Raw genomic sequence first — 17,785 nt, forward strand, 5'->3', positions numbered from 1 at the left:
GATACCTGCTGACTTGTGTTCAGTTCTCCGGAGTGGAGCTGCGCGTTACCAACACTCAGGGTGTGGTGACAATCGAGCCCGAGGGTGGCGACCGGACGATGGACGAGACCGGGCCCGCGCAGCCGCTCCCGTACGAAGGCGTGTGGCGGTTCACCGCCCCCGCCGTGGACGCGTCGGTCCCGCAGGCGCGGCACGCCGTGCGGGACCTGCTGGGGCGCCAGGGCGTGCCGGTCTCCGACGATGTGGCCGAGGGCCTGCTCCTGATCGTCTCGGAGCTGGTCACGAACGCCGTCCGGCACGCGGCGGTGCTGTCGCCGGTGCTCGCCGTGGAGGTCGCCGTCGGGCCCGAGTGGGTGCGGGTGTCCGTGGAGGACAGCCACCCCTACCGCCCGACCGCCCTGGAGGCCGACCACGGTCAGACGGGCGGGCGCGGGCTGCTCCTGGTGCGGGAGATCACCCGGGAGGCGGGCGGGGCGTGCGACATCGCCCACACGGCGAGCGGCGGCAAAGTGATCTGGGCCGCCCTGCCGCTCAAGCACGCCCTGCGGTAGGCGGAAACAGCCCGGCGGAGGGGCTCACCGGCCGGGCGAAGGGGCTCACCGGCCGGGCGGACGGGCTCACCGGCCGGGCGAAGGGGCTCACCAGCCGGCGGACGGGCCCGTCAGCTCGCGGACGGCGGGCCGGGCCGCGTCCAGCACCGTCATGAACCACGCGGAGAACGTGTCCTCGCCGTGCCGCTCGGTCAGCTCGGCCGGGGACACGAAGGCGGTCTCGGCCACTTCCTCCGGGTCGGGCCGCGGCGTCGCCTGCACGAGGCCGACGAAGAGGTGGTTGTACTCCTGCTCGACCAGCCCGGAGGCCGGGTCGGGGTGGTTGTAGCGCACCGTGCCCGCCTCGGCGAGCAGCGACGGGGAGACGCCCAGCTCCTCGTACGTCCGCCGGGCCGCCGCCGCGAAGGGCGCCTCACCGGGGTAGGGATGACCGCAGCAGGTGTTGGACCACACGCCGGGGGAGTGGTACTTGCCCAGCGCCCGCTGCTGGAGCAGCAGCCGGCCCCGCTCGTCGAAGAGGAACACGGAGAAGGCCCGGTGCAGCCGCCCCGGCGGCTGGTGCGCGGAGAGCTTCTCCGCGGTGCCGATCGTCACGCCGTTCTCGTCGACCAGTTCCAGCAAAATCGCGTCTGCGGTGCCGTTCGACGAACTGTGCGTCGCGGTGGCAGGAGTGATCGGCATACCCATCCTTCACATCGGTCCTCGCGCCCCAAGTGTGCCGTACGAAACCGGCACTCCCGGCACTTCCCGGCGCTCCCGCATGTCCCGCGCGGTGGCGCGGGCGGCGGTCGTCACCGGTCGGACGCCGAGGAAGGGCCCGGTTGATCATCGTGCCCGGCGTCGCGGAACGGGAACCGCCCACGGCGTGACCGGGAGGAGTGCCGCGGGAGACAGGACCGGGGCAGGAGGTGAACAAGCGGCGGACGGCCGCACTCCGCAGCGCGTTCCGGCACCCGCACGCCCCCACCGCGCATCACCGCTGCCGTCCGGCGTCAGTGGCACAGCCTCGCCTCGTGCTCCGCGTGGCCGCTGGGCTCCAGCTGGAAGGTGCAGTGCTCCACGTCGAAGTGGTCGCCGAGGCAGCCCTGCAACTCGTGCAGCATCTTCTCGTGGCCGATCGCGCTCAGCACCTCGCCGCTCACCACCACGTGCGCCGACAGCACCGGCATGCCCGAGGTGATCGTCCAGGCGTGCAGGTCGTGGACGTCCTCGACCCCGTCCAGCGCCAGTATGTGGGCGCGCACCTCGGCGATGTCCACGCCCTTGGGCGCCGCCTCCAGCAGCACGTCCAGGGTCTCGCGCAGCAGCCGCCAGGTGCGCGGCACGATCATCAGGCCGATGACCAGCGACGCGATCGGGTCGGCCGGCTGCCAGCCGGTGGCCAGGATCACGAGTGCCGAGACGATCACCGCCAGGGAGCCCAGCGCGTCCGCCGCCACCTCCAGGAAGGCGCCCCGCACGTTCAGGCTCTCCTTCTGTCCGCGCATCAGCAGGGACAGCGACACCATGTTCGCCACCAGGCCGATCGCGCCGAAGACGACGGTCAGCCCGCCCGCGGTGCCGGCGGGTGTGATGAACCGCTCGATCGCCTCGTACAGGACGTAACCGCCGACCCCGAGCAGCAACAGGCAGTTGGCCAGGGCGGCGAGGATCTCGGCGCGGGCGAAACCGAACGTGCGCCGGTCGCTCGGCGGCCGGTTCGAGAAGTGGATGGCCAGCAGCGCCATGCCGAGACCCAGGGCGTCCGTCGCCATGTGCGCGGCGTCGGCGATCAGCGCGAGCGAGTCGGCGAGCACGCCGCCGACGATCTCGACGACCATGACGAAGAGCGTGATCGTCAGCGCCGCCCGCAGTCTGCCGCGGTACGCGGCCGTCGCCGTCCCCCCGGCCCGGGCCCCGTGCGCGTGCCCGTGATCGTGCCCAGCCCCCATGAGAAGCAGCCTCCCTGTGCGTCTGGCGTCCGGCGTCCGGCGTCCGGATCACAGTGAACTACGGGTAGGGGGTATCGGGCAACGCGGCACTGAACACCGTTGTCATGTGCCCTGACCTGCGGAAACGTTGCGCAGGTCAGAGCGCCGCGATGCTTCGGGCGGCCCGTCCGGGCGGTGCGGGCGAACGGTCGCGCCGAGGCGGGCCTGACTCTGAGCGAACAGCCGTCGACGCTGTGCGATGTCCGCGATGTCCGGTCTGGGGGCGCGGTTTGTGGGGCGGGCCCCGAATCCACGATGATGATCGCGGCAAAGGCGGGTGTACGCGGCGTCGACCGACCGTGAAACGGGCGGTGAACACGGCGTTCCAGGCATCCGATAGCCTCTGCCGACACGCCGCCCGGGTGCCGCAGGTACGGGCGTCCCACCATGCACAGGCCCGGCGCCCAGGCGTCGGCACCCAGGGAGTGAGTTCGGTTGCCGACCGCCATCCTCACCGGTCAGCCGGTCCCCGGTTCGTCGATCGAGAGCGAGCTGCGGTCCCTGGGCTTCGACGTACGCGTCGCCTCCGGTGCCGCCGACACCGAGACGCTGCTGGCCCGGGTGCCGGGCGGCGAGCGGGTCGCCGTGGTCGACGCCCGTTTCGTCGGCCACCTGCACGCCCTGCGCCTCGCCCTCACCGACCCCCGCTTCCCGCTCGCCGCGATTCCGGGTGCCGTGACCGCCCAGCCGGACGCCCGCCAGGCCCTCACCCGCGCGATGGCCCGCGAGAACTCCGGCCACGGTGGCACCGCGCTGGCCGTCGACAGCCTCGCCGACCGGATCGCCGCCGCCCTCGACGCCGACGGCGCGGGCGTCCACCGGCCCGAGCTCGGCAGCCTCGTCGCCGCCGTCCCCGCCGATCCCCAGGCCCGCAACGAGGCACGGCAGGCCGTCGCCGGCGTCGACGAGGAGGCCGTACGCCTGAGGTCGGCGGTCAAGGCCCGCGACGGTTTCGTCACCACTCACTTCATCAGCCCCTACTCCCGCTACATCGCCCGCTGGTGCGCGCGCCGGGGCCTGACCCCCAACCAGGTCACCACCGCCTCGCTCATCACCGCGCTCATAGCGGCGGGCTGCGCGGCCACCGGCACCCGCGGCGGCTTCGTCGCCGCCGGCGTCCTGCTCATCGCCTCCTTCGTCCTCGACTGCACCGACGGACAGCTCGCCCGCTACTCCCTCCAGTACTCCACGCTCGGCGCCTGGCTGGACGCCACCTTCGACCGCGCCAAGGAGTACGCCTACTACGCGGGCCTCGCCCTCGGAGCCGCCCGCGGCGGCGACGACGTATGGGCCCTGGCTCTCGGCGCGATGGTCCTCCAGACCTGCCGGCACGTCGTCGACTTCGCCTTCAACGAGGCGAACGTCGACAGCACGGCCGCCGCCGCCAACACCAGCCCCACCGCCGCCCTCTCCGACAAGCTCGACAGCGTCGGCTGGACGGTCTGGGTGCGGCGCATGATCGTCCTTCCCATCGGCGAACGCTGGGCCATGATCGCCGTCCTGACCGCGCTCACCACGCCCCGGATCACCTTCTACGCGCTGCTGATCGGCTGCGCGTTCGCCGCGACGTACACCACCGCGGGCCGCGTCCTGCGCTCGCTGACCCGCAAGGCGACGCGGACCGACCGGGCGGCGAAGGCACTGGCCGACCTCGCCGACTCGGGACCGCTCGCCGAGGCCGCCGCCAAGGGGCTCGCGCGGACGGCCCGCCGGCTGCCCGGCTTCACCGCCCCCGCCGTCGCCCTCCTCGGCGGCGTCGCCGTCGTCGCGACGGCCGCGCTCACCGACTTCGGCGGCCCCTGGCCGGCCGTCGCCGCGATCGGCTACGTCCTGACGTCCGCCCTCGCCGTCGCCCGCCCCCTCAAGGGCGCCCTCGACTGGCTGGTCCCGCCGTTCCTGCGCGCCGCCGAGTACGGCACCGTCCTGGTACTGGCGGCGAAAGCGGACGTGAACGGTGCGCTTCCGGCGGCTTTCGGGCTGGTTGCCGCGGTCGCCTACCATCACTACGACACGGTCTACCGCATCCGCGGCGACGCTGGAGCGCCGCCGCAGTGGCTGGTGCGGACGGTCGGGGGGCACGAGGGCCGCACGCTGGTGATCACCGTGCTGGCCGTGCTGCTCACCGCCACACAGTTCAAGGTCGCGCTCACGGTCCTCGCCGTGGCCGTGGCTCTCGTGGTGCTCGTGGAGAGCATCCGCTTCTGGGTCGCCGCCCACAAGGTCGGCGCACCCGCCGTACACGACGAAGGAGAACCCGCATGATCGGCCTCGTGCTGGCGGCCGGCGCCGGACGCCGTCTGCGCCCCTACACCGACACCCTGCCCAAGGCACTGGTCCCGGTCGGCCCGGAGGGGGCGGAGGACAGCATCACCGTGCTGGACCTGACGCTGGCCAACTTCGCCGAGGTCGGCCTGACCGAGGTCGGGATCATCGTCGGCTACCGCAAGGAAGCCGTGTACGACCGCAAGGAAGAGCTGGAGCGGAAGTACGGCGTCAAGCTCACCCTGATCGACAACGACAAGGCCGAGGAGTGGAACAACGCCTACTCCCTGTGGTGCGGCCGTGACGCCCTCAAGGACGGCGTGATCCTCGCCAACGGCGACACCGTGCACCCGGTCTCCGTCGAGAAGACCCTGCTCGCCGCCCGCGGCGACGGCAAGAAGATCATCCTCGCCCTCGACACGGTGAAGAACCTCGCCGAGGAGGAGATGAAGGTCGTCGTCGACCCCGACAAGGGCGTCCAGCGCATCACCAAGCTGATGGACCCGTCCGACGCGACCGGCGAGTACATCGGCGTCACCCTCATCGAGGGCGAGGCCGCCGTCGAGCTGGCCGACGCCCTGAAGACGACCTTCGAGCGCGACCCGCAGCTGTACTACGAGGACGGCTACCAGGAGCTGGTCAACCGCGGCTACAAGGTCGACGTGGCGCCGATCGGCGACGTCAAGTGGGTCGAGATCGACAACCACGACGACCTCGCCAAGGGCAGGGAGATCGCGTGCCAGTACTGACGAGGCTCATCCCGTCGCCGGTCGTCGTGGACATCCGCGCGGGTGCCCTCGACGACCTGGGATGTGTGCTCGCCGACGAGCGCATCTCCCACTCGGGCAAGCTCGCCGTCGCCGTCAGCGGCGGCTCGGGCGCCCGGCTGCGCGAGCGCGTCGCCCCGTCGCTGCCCGGCGCCGACTGGTTCGAGGTCGGCGGCGGCACCCTGGACGACGCGATCAAGCTGGCCGGCGCCATGAAGGGCGGCCACTACGACGCGGTCGTCGGCCTCGGCGGCGGCAAGATCATCGACTGTGCCAAGTTCGCCGCGGCCCGCATCGGCCTCCCGCTGGTCGCCGTGCCCACGAACCTCGCGCACGACGGACTGTGCTCGCCGGTCGCCACCCTCGACAACGATGCGGGCCGCGGCTCCTACGGCGTCCCGAATCCGATCGCCGTCGTCATCGACCTGGACGTCATCCGCGAGGCCCCGGTGCGGTTCGTGCGCGCCGGCATCGGCGACGCCGTCTCCAACATCTCCGCGATCGCGGACTGGGAGCTGGCCAACCGGGTCAAGGGCGAGCGGATCGACGGCCTGGCCGCCGCGATGGCCCGCCAGGCCGGCGAGGCCGTGCTCCGGCACCCGGGCGGCGTCGGTGACAACGACTTCCTCCAGGTGCTCGCCGAGGGCCTGGTCCTGACCGGCATCGCCATGTCGGTCTCCGGCGACTCGCGGCCCGCCTCCGGCGCCTGCCACGAGATCAACCACGCCTTCGACCTGCTCTTCCCCACCCGCGCGGCCTCTCACGGCGAGCAGTGCGGCCTGGGCGCGGCCTTCGCGATGTACCTGCGCGGCGCCCACGAGGAGTCCGCCCACATGGCCGAGGTGCTGCGCCGGCACGGGCTGCCCGTGCTGCCGGAGGAGATCGGGTTCACGCCCGAGGAGTTCTTCCGGGCCGTGGAGTTCGCTCCGCAGACGCGGCCCGGCCGCTACACGATCCTCGAGCACCTCGACCTCAAAACCGACCAGATCAAGGACCTGTACGCCGACTATGTCAAGGCCATCGGTAGCTGAACTACGTCCGGTCGTCCACCCCGCCGGGGTCAAGGACCGGCGCAGCGGTGAGCACTGGGCGGGACGCCTCTACATGCGCGAGGTCTCGCTGCGGATCGACCGCTACCTGGTGAACACCAGGATCACGCCCAACCAGCTCACGTACCTGATGACCATCTGCGGCGTGCTCGCGGCCCCTGCGCTGCTCGTGCCGGGCATCTGGGGCGCCGTGCTCGGCGTGGTCGCGGTCCAGCTCTACCTGCTGCTGGACTGCGTCGACGGCGAGGTCGCGCGCTGGAAGAAGCAGTACTCGCTCGGCGGCGTCTACCTGGACCGGGTCGGCGCCTACCTGACCGACGCCGCGGTCCTGGTCGGCCTCGGCCTGCGCGCCGCCGACATCTGGGGCACCGGGCGCATCGACTGGCTGTGGGCCTTCCTCGGCACCCTGGCCGCGCTCGGCGCCATCCTGATCAAGGCCGAGACCGACCTGGTCGGCGTGGCCCGGCACCAGACCGGGAAGGAGCCGGTCCAGGAGTCCGCGTCCGAGCCGCGCTCCTCCGGCATGGCGCTGGCCCGCCGGGCCGCCGGGGCACTCAAGTTCCACCGGCTGATCCTCGGCATCGAGGCGTCCCTGCTGATCCTCGTCCTCGCGATCGTCGACGCGAGCCGCGGCGACCTGTTCTTCACCCGCCTCGGCACCGCCGTACTCGCGGGCATCGCGCTGCTGCAGACCCTGCTGCACCTGGTGTCCATCCTCGCCTCCAGCAGGCTGAAGTGAGCGGGGCCATGAAGGTCGGCGCCGTCGTCATCACGATGGGCAACCGCCCCGAGGAACTGCGCGCGCTGCTCGACTCGGTCGCCAAGCAGGACGGCGACCGGGTCGAGGTGGTCGTGGTCGGCAACGGCTCGCCCGTCCCCGACGTGCCGGAGGGCGTCCGCACGGTCGAGCTGCCCGAGAACCTGGGCATCCCCGGCGGCCGCAACGTCGGCATCGAGGCCTTCGGCCCGGGCGGGAGCGACGTCGACATCCTGCTCTTCCTGGACGACGACGGGCTGCTCGCCCGCACCGACACCGCCGAGCTGTGCCGGCAGGCGTTCGCGGCCGACGACGAGCTCGGCATCATCAGCTTCCGCATCGCGGACCCGGACACCGGCGAGACCCAGCGCCGGCACGTCCCGCGGCTGCGCGCCTCGGACCCGATGCGCTCCTCCCGGGTGACCACCTTCCTCGGCGGCGCCAACGCCGTCCGCACCCGCGTCCTCACCCAGGTCGGCGGTCTGCCGGACGCCTTCTTCTACGCCCACGAGGAGACCGACCTGGCCTGGCGGGCCCTGGACGCGGGCTGGATGATCGACTACCGGTCCGACATGGTGCTCAACCACCCCACGACCGCGCCCTCACGGCACGCGGTCTACCACCGCATGGTCGCCCGCAACCGGGTCTGGCTGGCCCGCCGCAACCTCCCCGCGCTCCTCGTCCCGGTCTATCTCGGGGTGTGGATGCTGCTCACACTGCTGCGCCGCCCTTCGCGAGCGGCCCTGAAGGCCTGGTTCGGCGGCTTCCGCGAGGGCTGGGCCACCCCGTGCGGCCCGCGCCGGCCCATGAGGTGGCGTACGGTGTGGCGGCTGACCCGGCTGGGCCGGCCTCCCGTGATCTGACAAGCTCGTATCCGAGAGCGTCCCGGCCCGAACCGGGCCAACAGGTCCATGCCAGGCCCGCGCGGCCGAGCATTCCGAAGACGAAAGTTTCCACCAGTGAGTGAGACAACGCACGACGGCACGGTCGCCATGACCAAGCCCGTGTCGCCCGACGAGGGCCTCACACCGGCCCGGCTGGCCGCCAAGTACGGGCTGTCCGTGAGCGGTGCCCGGCCGTCCCTCGGCGAGTACGTCCGTCAACTCTGGGGGCGGCGGCACTTCATCCTCGCCTTCTCCCAGGCGAAGCTGACCGCCCAGTACAGCCAGGCCAAGCTCGGCCAGCTGTGGCAGGTGGCCACCCCGCTGCTGAACGCGCTCGTCTACTTCATGATCTTCGGTCTGATCCTCAACGCGGGCCGGGGCATGCCGAAGGACGTGTACATCCCGTTCCTGGTGACGGGCGTGTTCGTCTTCACCTTCACCCAGTCCTCGGCGATGGCGGGCGTACGCGCCATCTCGGGCAACCTCGGCCTGGTGCGGGCACTGCACTTCCCGCGCGCCTCGCTCCCGATCTCGTTCGCGCTCCAGCAGCTCCAGCAGCTGCTGGCCTCGATGATCGTGATGTTCGCGGTGGTGATCGGCTTCGGCAGCTACCCCTCGCTGTCCTGGCTGCTGGCCCTCCCGGCGCTCGTCCTGCAGTTCCTCTTCAACATGGGGCTGGCGCTGATCGTGGCCCGGATGGGGGCGAAGACACCGGACCTGGCCCAGCTGATGCCGTTCATCATGCGGACCTGGATGTACGCGTCGGGCGTCATGTTCTCCATTCCGATCATGCTCGAGGACAAGCCGGCCTGGCTGGCCGACGTGCTCCAGTGGAACCCGGCCGCCGTCTACATGGACCTGATCCGCTTCGCGCTGATCGACGGCTACGGCTCCGAGAACCTGCCGCCGCACGTGTGGGCGGCGGCGCTCGGCTGGGCCGTGCTCCTCGCCGTGGGCGGCTTCGTGTACTTCTGGAAGGCGGAGGAGAGGTACGGCCGTGGCTGACCAGCAGCAGGGCGAGCGAGTGCCGACGGTCATCGCGGACGAGCTGCACATCGTCTACCGCGTCAACGGCGCCAGGACCGGCAAGGGCAGCGCGACCGCGGCCCTCAGCCGCATGATCAGGCGAGGCTCCGACGACGCGGCGCGGGGCGTGCGCAAGGTGCACGCCGTGCGGGGCGTCTCCTTCACCGCCTACCGGGGCGAGGCCATCGGCCTGATCGGATCCAACGGGTCCGGCAAGTCGACCCTGCTGCGGGCCATCGCCGGCCTGCTGCCCGCCGAGCGCGGCAAGGTCTACACCGACGGCCAGCCCTCCCTCCTCGGGGTGAACGCGGCCCTGATGAACGACCTGACCGGCGAGCGGAACGTCATCCTCGGTGGCCTGGCCATGGGCATGACCCGCGAGCAGATCAAGGAGCGCTACCAGGACATCGTCGACTTCTCCGGCATCAACGAGAAGGGCGACTTCATCACCCTGCCCATGCGCACCTACTCCTCAGGTATGGCCGCCCGCCTGCGCTTCTCCATCGCTGCCGCCAAGGACCACGACGTCCTGATGATCGACGAGGCCCTGGCCACCGGCGACCGGAAGTTCCAGACGCGCTCCGAGGAGCGCATCCGGGAGCTGAAGAAGGAAGCCGGCACCGTCTTCCTGGTCAGCCACAACAACAAGTCCATCCGCGACACCTGCAACCGCGTGCTGTGGCTGGAACGCGGCGAGCTGCGCATGGACGGACCGACCGAAGAGGTGCTCAAGGAGTACGAGAAGTTCACGGGCAAGTAGCCCGACACGCCGGGGCCGCGCAGGAACTGTTCACGCGCGGCCCGGCGTCTGCAAAGGAAACGTCAACTCCTGGCGTTCGCAGGAATCTTGAAGCCGATCGGTGTGTTCTTGTGATGCGCGGAGGACCCCGTCGGACCTCCGTGAGTTGTACAACGTAAGCTGTACCGGTCCCGAAACGCGGCACTTGGGGCGATAATGCCCGACACCCCGGAGCGGGCCTGCCGCACGGGCGGTCAGGCGGCGTGTCCGAAATAGTGTGTATTGGGTCGGCAGTGTAGAACGGGAGATGTGACGGCAATGGCGACGGAAACTCCCCACCTCCGCGAAGCGTGCGCCGTCCCCGCCCAGGGCAGCCGGCGATGACGGTCGCCGGCACGGCACGCGCCGTCGACCCGGAGCGCGGCACCCTCGCCAAGGCCGCGGACGAGAACTTCCCCGTGGCCCCCTTCTTCCTGCCCCGAGACTGGCGCACCGACCTCATGGCCGTGTACGGCTTCGCCCGCCTCGTCGACGACATCGGCGACGGCGACCTGGCCCCCGGCGGCGCCGACGCCCGTCTCCTCGGCGTCCCCGCCGACCGCGCCGAAGACCGGCTGCTGATGCTGGACGCCTTCGAGGACGACCTGCGCAGGGTCTTCGACGGCGCCCCCCGCCATCCGCTGCTGCGCCGCCTCCAGCCGACCGTGCGCCGCCGCTCGCTGACCCCCGAGCCCTTCCTCGGCCTGATCGCCGCCAACCGCCAGGACCAACTGGTCGCGCGGTACGAGACCCACGACGACCTCCTCGCCTACTGCGAGCTGTCCGCCAACCCGGTCGGCCGCCTCGTCCTCGCGGTCACCGGCACCTCGACGCCCGAGCGGATCCGCCGCTCCGACGCGATCTGCACCGCCCTGCAGATCGTCGAGCACCTCCAGGACGTCGCCGAGGACCTGGGCCGGGACCGCGTCTACCTGCCCGCCGAGGACATGAAGCGCTTCCACGTCCAGGAGACGGACCTCGCCGCACCCACCGCGAACGCGTCGGTGCGCACCCTGATCGCGTACGAGGCCCGGCGCGCCCGCGATCTGCTGAGCGAGGGCGCCCCCCTGGTGGGCAGCGTCCGCGGCAGGCTGCGTCTGTTGCTCGCGGGGTTCGTGGCGGGTGGCAGGGCGGCCCTGAGGGCGATCGCCGCCGCCGATCACGACGTACTTCCCGGCCCGCCCAAGCCCGGCAAGACCCAGTTGCTGCGCGAGGTGGGCGTGACCCTGCGAGGAGAGGGGTGATCGGGACCGTGGAGTCGTCAGAGCACGCGTCGGCACCGGTACTCGCCGCCTACAGTTACTGCGAGGCCGTCACCGGACAGCAGGCCCGCAACTTCGCCTACGGCATCCGGCTCCTGCCGACGCCCAAGCGCCGGGCGATGTCGGCGCTGTACGCCTTCTCGCGCCGCGTCGACGACATCGGCGACGGGGCGCTGGCCGGCGACGTCAAGGTCACCAGGCTCGAGGAGACACGAGCCGTGCTCGCCCGCATCCAGGAGGGCGCGGTCGACGAGGACGACACCGACCCGGTCGCCGTCGCCCTCGCCCACGCGGCCACGCGGTTCCCGATTCCGCTCGGCGGCCTCGACGAACTCATCGACGGCGTCCAGATGGACGTCCGCGGCGAGACCTACGAGACCTGGGACGACCTGAAGACCTACTGCCGCTGCGTGGCGGGCGCCATCGGACGCCTCTCGCTGGGCGTCTTCGGTACGGAACCGGGGGCGCGCGGCGCCGAGCGCGCGCCCGAGTACGCCGACACGCTCGGGCTCGCGCTTCAGCTCACCAACATCCTGCGGGACGTCCGCGAGGACGCCGAGGGCGGGCGGACCTACCTGCCCGCCGACGACCTCGCCAAGTTCGGCTGCTCGGCCGGGTTCAGCGGGCCGACGCCACCCGAGGGCTCCGACTTCGCGGGCCTCGTGCACTTCGAAGTGCGTCGGGCCCGCGCCCTTTTCGCCGAGGGCTACCGGCTGCTGCCCATGCTCGACCGGCGCAGCGGCGCCTGCGTGGCCGCCATGGCCGGCATCTACCGCCGTCTCCTGGACCGCATCGAGCGCGACCCCGAGGCCGTGCTGCGCGGCCGGGTCTCACTCCCCGGACGCGAGAAGGCCTACGTCGCCGTGCGCGGCCTGTCCGGGCTGGACGCCCGGCACGTCACCCGGCGGGCCGTCAGGAGGCGCGCCTGATGGAGACATCCGGCACACTCGACACGCCGGACCGAGGCGGTGCCTCCGGCGAAGTACGGCGGGCAACCCTCCGGTGGCGGTCGGCGTCCCTGACTGAGACGGTCGGCTGTACGCCGTTCAAGCACCACGGCGACCGGACAGGGAAGGGCGCACCATGACCCACGGCAACGGCACGCGTGACGGCGGGCAGCTCGCGGACGTCTCCGCCCTCCGCCCCGGCGGACACGCCGTCGTGGTCGGTGGCGGACTCGCCGGGGTCACCGCCGCGCTCGCGCTCGCCGACGCCGGGGTGCGCGTCACCCTGCTCGAAGGCCGGCCGCGCCTGGGCGGGCTCGCCTTCTCCTTCCGGCGCGGCGACCTCACCGTCGACAACGGCCAGCACGTGTACCTGCGCTGCTGCACCGCCTACCGCTGGTTCCTCGACCGTATCGGCGGAGCGGCGCTGGCTCCCGTGCAGGATCGTCTCGACGTGCCCGTTCTCGACCTGGCCGGGCCGGAGGGACGGCGGCTGGGCAGACTGCGGCGCGACGCGCTGCCCGTGCCCCTGCACCTGGGGCGCAGCCTGGCGACGTACCCGCATCTCTCGCTCGCCGAGCGCGCCAGGGTCGGGCGTGCCGCGCTCGCGCTCAAAGGGCTCGACCCCGCCGACCCGGCCCTGGACACCCAGGACTTCGGCAGCTGGCTTTCCGCGCACGGTCAGTCGGCGCGGGCCGTCGAGGCCCTGTGGGACCTGGTCGGGGTCGCCACCCTCAACGCGGTCGCGGGCGACGCCTCCCTGGGGCTCGCCGCGATGGTCTTCAAGACCGGTCTGCTGTCCGACCCGGGCGCGGCCGACATCGGCTGGGCCCGCGTCCCGCTGGGCGAACTGCACGACCGGCTGGCCCGCAAGGCGCTCGACTCCGCGGGCGTCCGTACCGAGGTCCGTACACGCGTCACCTCCGTCTGTGCAAACGAGAACGGCGGCTGGAGCGTTCAGGTTCCCGACGAGACGCTCGAGGCGGACGCGGTCGTCCTCGCCGTACCGCAGCGCGAGGCGCACGACCTGCTGCCCCCGGGCGCCCTCGACGCCCCGGGGAACCTCCTGGAGATCGGCACCGCGCCGATCCTCAACATCCACGTGATCTACGACCGCAAGGTGCTCGCCACGCCGTTCCTCACGGCTCTCGGCACCCCGGTGCAGTGGGTGTTCGACCGTACCGAGGCCTCCGGGCTGAAGGAGGGTCAGTACCTGGCGCTGTCGCAGTCGGCCGCCCAGAGCGAGATCGACGAGCCCGTGGCCACGCTGCGTGAGCGCTACCTGCCCGAACTGGAGCGGCTGCTGCCGCGCACCCGGGGCGCCGAGGTCAAGGACTTCTTCGTGACCAGGGAGCGCACCGCGACCTTCGCTCCCGCTCCGGGCGTGGGACGGCTCCGGCCCGGCGCCCGCACCAAGGCACCCGGCCTCTACCTGGCCGGAGCGTGGACCGCCACGGGGTGGCCCGCGACCATGGAGAGTGCGGTTCGCAGCGGTGTCGGGGCGGCGGGCGCCGCGCTCGGCGCCCTGGGCCGGTCCCGCGGCCTCCTCCCCGATTTCTTCGAGGAGGCGGCGTGAAAGCCGATCCGAGGGGGACCGACTCCCGCACTCCCGGTACCGCAACTGGAGGAAAGACTGTGCCCACTGTGCCCCCGGCCCCGAAGGCCGCACCGAGGACCACGGTGGACGTGACCGCGCTCCTGGAGCGCGGCCGGACCCTGTCCACGCCGGTCCTGCGGGCGGCCGTCGACCGCCTGGCACCGCCCATGGACACCGTCGCCGCCTACCACTTCGGCTGGATCGACGCCCAGGGCAACCCCGCGGACGGCGACGGCGGCAAGGCCGTCCGTCCCGCCCTCGCTGTGCTCTCCGCCGAGGTCACCGGTGCAGCGCCCGAGACCGGCGTGCCCGGCGCGGTGGCCGTGGAACTGGTGCACAACTTCTCCCTCCTGCACGACGACCTGATGGACGGCGACGAGCAGCGCCGCCACCGCGACACCGTCTGGAAGGTGCACGGCCCCGCCCAGGCCATCCTCGTCGGCGACGCCCTGTTCGCCCTCGCCAACGAAGTGCTGCTGGAGCTCGGCACCGTCGAGGCCGGCCGCGCCACCCGCCGCCTCACCAGCGCCACCCGCGCCCTGATCGACGGCCAGGCCCAGGACATCTCCTACGAGCACCGCGACCGCGTCAGCGTCGAGGAGTGCCTGGAGATGGAGGGCAACAAGACCGGCGCCCTGCTCGCCTCCGCCAGCTCCATCGGCGCGGTGCTCGGCGGCGCCGACGAGCACACCGCCGACACGCTGGAGAGGTACGGCTACCACCTCGGCCTCGCCTTCCAGGCCGTCGACGACCTCCTCGGCATCTGGGGCGACCCGGATTCCACCGGCAAGCAGACCTGGAGCGACCTGCGCCAGCGCAAGAAGTCCCTGCCCGTCGTGGCCGCCCTCGCGGCGGGCGGTTCCGCCTCCGAACGGCTCGGCGAGATCCTCGCCGCCGACGCCAAGACCAGCGACTTCGCGAACTTCTCCGAGGAGGAGTTCGCGGCCCGCGCCGCCCTCATCGAGGAAGCGGGCGGCCGGGAATGGACCGCCGGCGAGGCACGCCGTCAGCACACCATCGCCATCGAGGCCCTCGACGCCGTCGACATGCCCGACCGGGTGCGGGACCGGTTCACGGCGCTCGCGGACTTCGTCGTCGTACGAAAGAGATGATCACTATCGGTCGAATAGCCCTCGCGTAGTCGCCGGCCGGTGTCGCGGGAAGACGAGCACCGGCCGACGGCGGACCCACAGCAGAAGCACCACTTGTTTACTGCACGAAGGGGAAGCCATGACAGCGACGACCGACGGAAGCACCGGGGCCACCCTGAAGCCCCTCGCAGCCGCGGCCAGCGAAACCGACGTCACGATCCCCGCCACGGCGGCCGGGGTACCAGAAGCCGCCGCACGCGCCACCCGGCGCGCCACGGACTTCCTGCTCTCCCGGCAGGACGCCCAGGGCTGGTGGAAGGGCGACCTCGAGACGAACGTCACGATGGACGCAGAGGACCTGCTCCTCCGCCAGTTCCTGGGCATCCTGGACGAGGAGACCACCCGCGCCGCCGCCCTCTTCATCCGCGGCGAGCAGCGCGAGGACGGCACCTGGGCCACCTTTTACGGCGGCCCGGGCGACCTGTCCGCCACCATCGAGGCCTACGTCGCCCTGCGCCTGGCGGGCGACGCGCCCGACGCGCCGCACATGGCGAGGGCGTCGGAGTGGATCCGGTCCCGGGGCGGCATCGCCGCCGCCCGCGTCTTCACCCGGATCTGGCTCGCCCTGTTCGGCTGGTGGAAGTGGGACGACCTGCCCGAACTCCCGCCGGAGCTCATCTACTTCCCCACCTGGGTCCCGCTCAACATCTACGACTTCGGCTGCTGGGCCCGGCAGACCATCGTGCCGCTGACCATCGTCTCCGCGAAGCGGCCGGTGCGCCCCGCGCCCTTCCCGCTCGACGAACTGCACACCGACCCCGCGCGTCCCAACCCGCCGAAGCCCCTGGCACCGGCGGCGAGCTGGGACGGTGCCTTCCAGCGCCTGGACAAGGCGCTGCACGCCTACCGCCGGGTCGCCCCGCGGCGGCTGCGCCGGGCCGCGATGAACACCGCCGCCCGCTGGATCATCGAGCGGCAGGAGAACGACGGCTGCTGGGGCGGCATCCAGCCGCCCGCCGTGTACTCGGTCATCGCCCTCTACCTGCTCGGCTACGACCTCGAACACCCCGTGATGCGCGCGGGGCTGGAGTCGCTGGACCGCTTCGCCGTGTGGCGCGAGGACGGCGCCCGGATGATCGAGGCCTGCCAGTCCCCGGTGTGGGACACCTGCCTGGCCACCATCGCGCTGGCCGACGCCGGGGTGCCCGCCGACCACCCGCAGCTGGTGAAGGCCGCGGACTGGATGCTCGGCGAGCAGATCGTGCGCCCCGGCGACTGGTCGGTGAAGCGGCCCGGACTCCCGCCCGGGGGCTGGGCGTTCGAGTTCCACAACGACAACTACCCCGACATCGACGACACCGCGGAGGTCGTCCTCGCACTGCGCCGGGTCAGCCACCACGACCCGGAGCGGGTGGAGAAGGCGATCGGCCGCGGGGTGCGCTGGAACCTCGGCATGCAGTCGAGGAACGGTGCCTGGGGCGCGTTCGACGTCGACAACACCAGTTCCTTCCCCAACCGGCTGCCGTTCTGCGACTTCGGCGAGGTCATCGACCCCCCGTCGGCGGACGTCACCGCGCACGTCGTCGAGATGCTCGCCGTGGAGGGCCTCGCCCACGACCCGCGCACCCGGCGCGGCATCCACTGGCTGCTCGCCGAACAGGAGGCGGACGGCTCGTGGTTCGGCCGCTGGGGCGTCAACTACGTCTACGGCACCGGCTCCGTCGTCCCCGCCCTGACCGCCGCCGGGATCCCCGCCTCGCACCCCGCCATCCGCCGCGCCGTGAGCTGGCTGGAGTCCGTCCAGAACGACGACGGCGGCTGGGGCGAGGACCTGCGCTCCTACCGGTACGTCAGGGAGTGGAGCGGCCGGGGCGCCTCCACGGCCTCACAGACCGCGTGGGCGCTGATGGCCCTGCTGGCGGCGGGGGAGCGGGAGTCCAAGGCCGTCGAACGCGGTGTCGAGTGGCTCGCCGCGACCCAGCGGGAGGACGGTTCCTGGGACGAGCCCTACTTCACCGGCACCGGCTTCCCCTGGGACTTCTCCATCAACTACCACCTCTACCGGCAGGTCTTCCCGCTCACCGCCCTCGGCCGGTACGTCCACGGAGAGCCCTTCGCCGAGAAGGCGCGCGCGGCCCAGGCACCCGCCCTCGCCGAGCAGCCCGCGCCCGAGACGTCCGCGGCCGAGGTGAAGGGCAGCCGATGAACCGACAGTCCGGCCCGTCCCCGCTGCTCATCGCCTGCGCGCTCGGCATCGAGCACCTCGCCCTGCGCACCGGTGACCGCGGTGGCGCCGGCGGGCCGGTCACCGTTCTGCGTACGGGCATGGGCCCGAAGGCGGCCGAGCGCTCGGTCACCCGGCTCCTGGCCGACCCGGCGCTCGACGGCGCCGCCGTGCTGGCCACGGGCTTCTGTGCCGGACTCGCCCCCGGCATGCACCCCGGCGACCTGGTCGTCGCCGAGGAGGCCCGGGACCCCCGGGGCACCGTGGCCGGCGTCGGGACGGACCGCCTCGTCAAGGAACTCGCGCGTGCCGTGCCCGGGCGCACCGTCCACACCGGGCCGCTCACCGGATCGGATCACGTCGTCCGGGGTCCCGAACGCGCCGACCTGCTGGCGACGGGCGCGATCGCCGTCGACATGGAGTCCGCGGCCACGCTCCTGAGCGCCGTCCGGGCGGGCGCGCGCCCGGTTGCGGCCGTCCGAGTGGTGGTGGACGCTCCAGAACACGAACTCGTCCGGATCGGCACGGTGCGCGGTGGAATATCGGCTTTCCGCGTCCTTCGATCCGTTCTTCCCGCATTCTTCGAATGGCACCGTTCCTTGCCGCTCCCCCGGAGGTGAGCC

At 72.2% G+C, this 17,785-nt stretch carries 17 protein-coding genes; 15 read left to right on the forward strand and 2 right to left on the reverse strand.

Features of this window, described 5'->3' with window-relative positions; genetic code table 11:
* Positions 1–98: 98 nt before the first annotated feature.
* Positions 99–551: an ATP-binding protein gene (locus ACZ4V1_RS14305; RefSeq protein WP_468334843.1), complete on the forward strand. Its 453-nt coding sequence runs from the start codon at positions 99–101 to the stop codon at positions 549–551.
* An 87-nt stretch (positions 552–638) separates the two neighbouring features.
* On the opposite strand, the gene idi is transcribed toward ACZ4V1_RS14305, so the two are convergent.
* Positions 639–1,232 carry an isopentenyl-diphosphate Delta-isomerase gene (gene idi / locus ACZ4V1_RS14310; protein WP_468334436.1) on the reverse strand — a complete coding sequence of 198 codons (594 nt, stop codon included), beginning with the start codon at positions 1,230–1,232 and terminating at the stop codon, positions 639–641.
* 311 nt (positions 1,233–1,543) lie between these two features.
* Positions 1,544–2,482 (reverse strand): cation diffusion facilitator family transporter, encoded by a 939-nt coding sequence (locus ACZ4V1_RS14315; RefSeq protein ID WP_468334439.1) that lies wholly within the window; start codon positions 2,480–2,482, stop codon positions 1,544–1,546.
* 474 nt (positions 2,483–2,956) lie between these two features.
* On the opposite strand from ACZ4V1_RS14315, the gene ACZ4V1_RS14320 reads away from it, so the two are divergent.
* The 14 genes from ACZ4V1_RS14320 (at position 2,957) to ACZ4V1_RS14385 (ending at position 17,782) form a co-directional block, all read left to right on the forward strand.
* Entirely contained in the window at positions 2,957–4,783 is a 1,827-nt protein-coding gene (locus ACZ4V1_RS14320; protein WP_468334442.1) for a DUF5941 domain-containing protein, read from the forward strand.
* Positions 4,780–5,532: a phosphocholine cytidylyltransferase family protein gene (locus ACZ4V1_RS14325; RefSeq protein WP_468334445.1), complete on the forward strand. Its 753-nt coding sequence runs from the start codon at positions 4,780–4,782 to the stop codon at positions 5,530–5,532. The genes ACZ4V1_RS14320 and ACZ4V1_RS14325 overlap by 4 nt, the downstream gene beginning before the upstream one ends.
* On the forward strand, positions 5,520–6,581 hold the full coding sequence (locus ACZ4V1_RS14330; protein ID WP_468334448.1) for an iron-containing alcohol dehydrogenase family protein: 1,062 nt from the start codon (positions 5,520–5,522) through the stop codon (positions 6,579–6,581). The genes ACZ4V1_RS14325 and ACZ4V1_RS14330 overlap by 13 nt, the downstream gene beginning before the upstream one ends.
* The gene (locus ACZ4V1_RS14335) at positions 6,559–7,338 is read left to right on the forward strand and encodes a CDP-alcohol phosphatidyltransferase family protein (protein WP_468334451.1); all 780 of its coding nucleotides are present in this window, start codon (positions 6,559–6,561) and stop codon (positions 7,336–7,338) included. Before ACZ4V1_RS14330 ends, ACZ4V1_RS14335 begins: the two co-directional genes overlap by 23 nt.
* 8 nt (positions 7,339–7,346) lie before the next feature.
* Complete coding sequence (locus ACZ4V1_RS14340; RefSeq protein WP_468334454.1) at positions 7,347–8,219, forward strand: glycosyltransferase family 2 protein; 873 nt, start codon at positions 7,347–7,349, stop codon at positions 8,217–8,219.
* Between the two features lie 96 nt (positions 8,220–8,315).
* The gene (locus ACZ4V1_RS14345) at positions 8,316–9,245 is read left to right on the forward strand and encodes an ABC transporter permease (protein ID WP_468334457.1); all 930 of its coding nucleotides are present in this window, start codon (positions 8,316–8,318) and stop codon (positions 9,243–9,245) included.
* Positions 9,238–10,026 carry an ABC transporter ATP-binding protein gene (locus ACZ4V1_RS14350; RefSeq protein ID WP_468334461.1) on the forward strand — a complete coding sequence of 263 codons (789 nt, stop codon included), beginning with the start codon at positions 9,238–9,240 and terminating at the stop codon, positions 10,024–10,026. Before ACZ4V1_RS14345 ends, ACZ4V1_RS14350 begins: the two co-directional genes overlap by 8 nt.
* A gap of 359 nt (positions 10,027–10,385) precedes the next feature.
* The gene (hpnC, locus tag ACZ4V1_RS14355; RefSeq protein WP_468334464.1) at positions 10,386–11,288 is read left to right on the forward strand and encodes a squalene synthase HpnC; all 903 of its coding nucleotides are present in this window, start codon (positions 10,386–10,388) and stop codon (positions 11,286–11,288) included.
* The gene (gene hpnD / locus ACZ4V1_RS14360; protein WP_468334467.1) at positions 11,285–12,235 is read left to right on the forward strand and encodes a presqualene diphosphate synthase HpnD; all 951 of its coding nucleotides are present in this window, start codon (positions 11,285–11,287) and stop codon (positions 12,233–12,235) included. The genes hpnC and hpnD overlap by 4 nt, the downstream gene beginning before the upstream one ends.
* Positions 12,235–12,393, forward strand: a complete 159-nt coding sequence (locus tag ACZ4V1_RS14365; protein WP_468334470.1) for a DUF6380 family protein — start codon at positions 12,235–12,237, stop codon at positions 12,391–12,393. Before hpnD ends, ACZ4V1_RS14365 begins: the two co-directional genes overlap by 1 nt.
* The gene (hpnE, locus tag ACZ4V1_RS14370) at positions 12,390–13,826 is read left to right on the forward strand and encodes a hydroxysqualene dehydroxylase HpnE (RefSeq protein ID WP_468334473.1); all 1,437 of its coding nucleotides are present in this window, start codon (positions 12,390–12,392) and stop codon (positions 13,824–13,826) included. Before ACZ4V1_RS14365 ends, hpnE begins: the two co-directional genes overlap by 4 nt.
* Before the next feature lie 68 nt (positions 13,827–13,894).
* Positions 13,895–14,959, forward strand: a complete 1,065-nt coding sequence (locus ACZ4V1_RS14375) for a polyprenyl synthetase family protein (protein ID WP_468334846.1) — start codon at positions 13,895–13,897, stop codon at positions 14,957–14,959.
* A gap of 118 nt (positions 14,960–15,077) precedes the next feature.
* The gene (gene shc, locus ACZ4V1_RS14380; protein ID WP_468334476.1) at positions 15,078–17,144 is read left to right on the forward strand and encodes a squalene--hopene cyclase; all 2,067 of its coding nucleotides are present in this window, start codon (positions 15,078–15,080) and stop codon (positions 17,142–17,144) included.
* Positions 17,141–17,782, forward strand: coding sequence for a phosphorylase family protein (locus ACZ4V1_RS14385; RefSeq protein WP_468334479.1), 642 nt, complete (start codon positions 17,141–17,143; stop codon positions 17,780–17,782). Before shc ends, ACZ4V1_RS14385 begins: the two co-directional genes overlap by 4 nt.
* Positions 17,783–17,785 lie beyond the last annotated feature (3 nt).

The organism is Streptomyces sp. NPDC028991 (genome assembly GCF_055564775.1).

Coding starts and splice junctions, on each gene's coding strand:
- ACZ4V1_RS14305 (WP_468334843.1), top strand. CDS start 99: ATGGACGAGACCGGGCCCGCGCAGCCGCTCCCGTACGAAGGCGTGTGG.
- idi (WP_468334436.1), bottom strand. CDS start 1,232: ATGCCGATCACTCCTGCCACCGCGACGCACAGTTCGTCGAACGGCACC.
- ACZ4V1_RS14315 (WP_468334439.1), bottom strand. CDS start 2,482: ATGGGGGCTGGGCACGATCACGGGCACGCGCACGGGGCCCGGGCCGGG.
- ACZ4V1_RS14325 (WP_468334445.1), top strand. CDS start 4,780: ATGATCGGCCTCGTGCTGGCGGCCGGCGCCGGACGCCGTCTGCGCCCC.
- ACZ4V1_RS14335 (WP_468334451.1), top strand. CDS start 6,559: ATGTCAAGGCCATCGGTAGCTGAACTACGTCCGGTCGTCCACCCCGCC.
- ACZ4V1_RS14340 (WP_468334454.1), top strand. CDS start 7,347: ATGAAGGTCGGCGCCGTCGTCATCACGATGGGCAACCGCCCCGAGGAA.
- hpnC (WP_468334464.1), top strand. CDS start 10,386: ATGACGGTCGCCGGCACGGCACGCGCCGTCGACCCGGAGCGCGGCACC.
- ACZ4V1_RS14365 (WP_468334470.1), top strand. CDS start 12,235: ATGGAGACATCCGGCACACTCGACACGCCGGACCGAGGCGGTGCCTCC.
- hpnE (WP_468334473.1), top strand. CDS start 12,390: ATGACCCACGGCAACGGCACGCGTGACGGCGGGCAGCTCGCGGACGTC.
- shc (WP_468334476.1), top strand. CDS start 15,078: ATGACAGCGACGACCGACGGAAGCACCGGGGCCACCCTGAAGCCCCTC.
- ACZ4V1_RS14385 (WP_468334479.1), top strand. CDS start 17,141: ATGAACCGACAGTCCGGCCCGTCCCCGCTGCTCATCGCCTGCGCGCTC.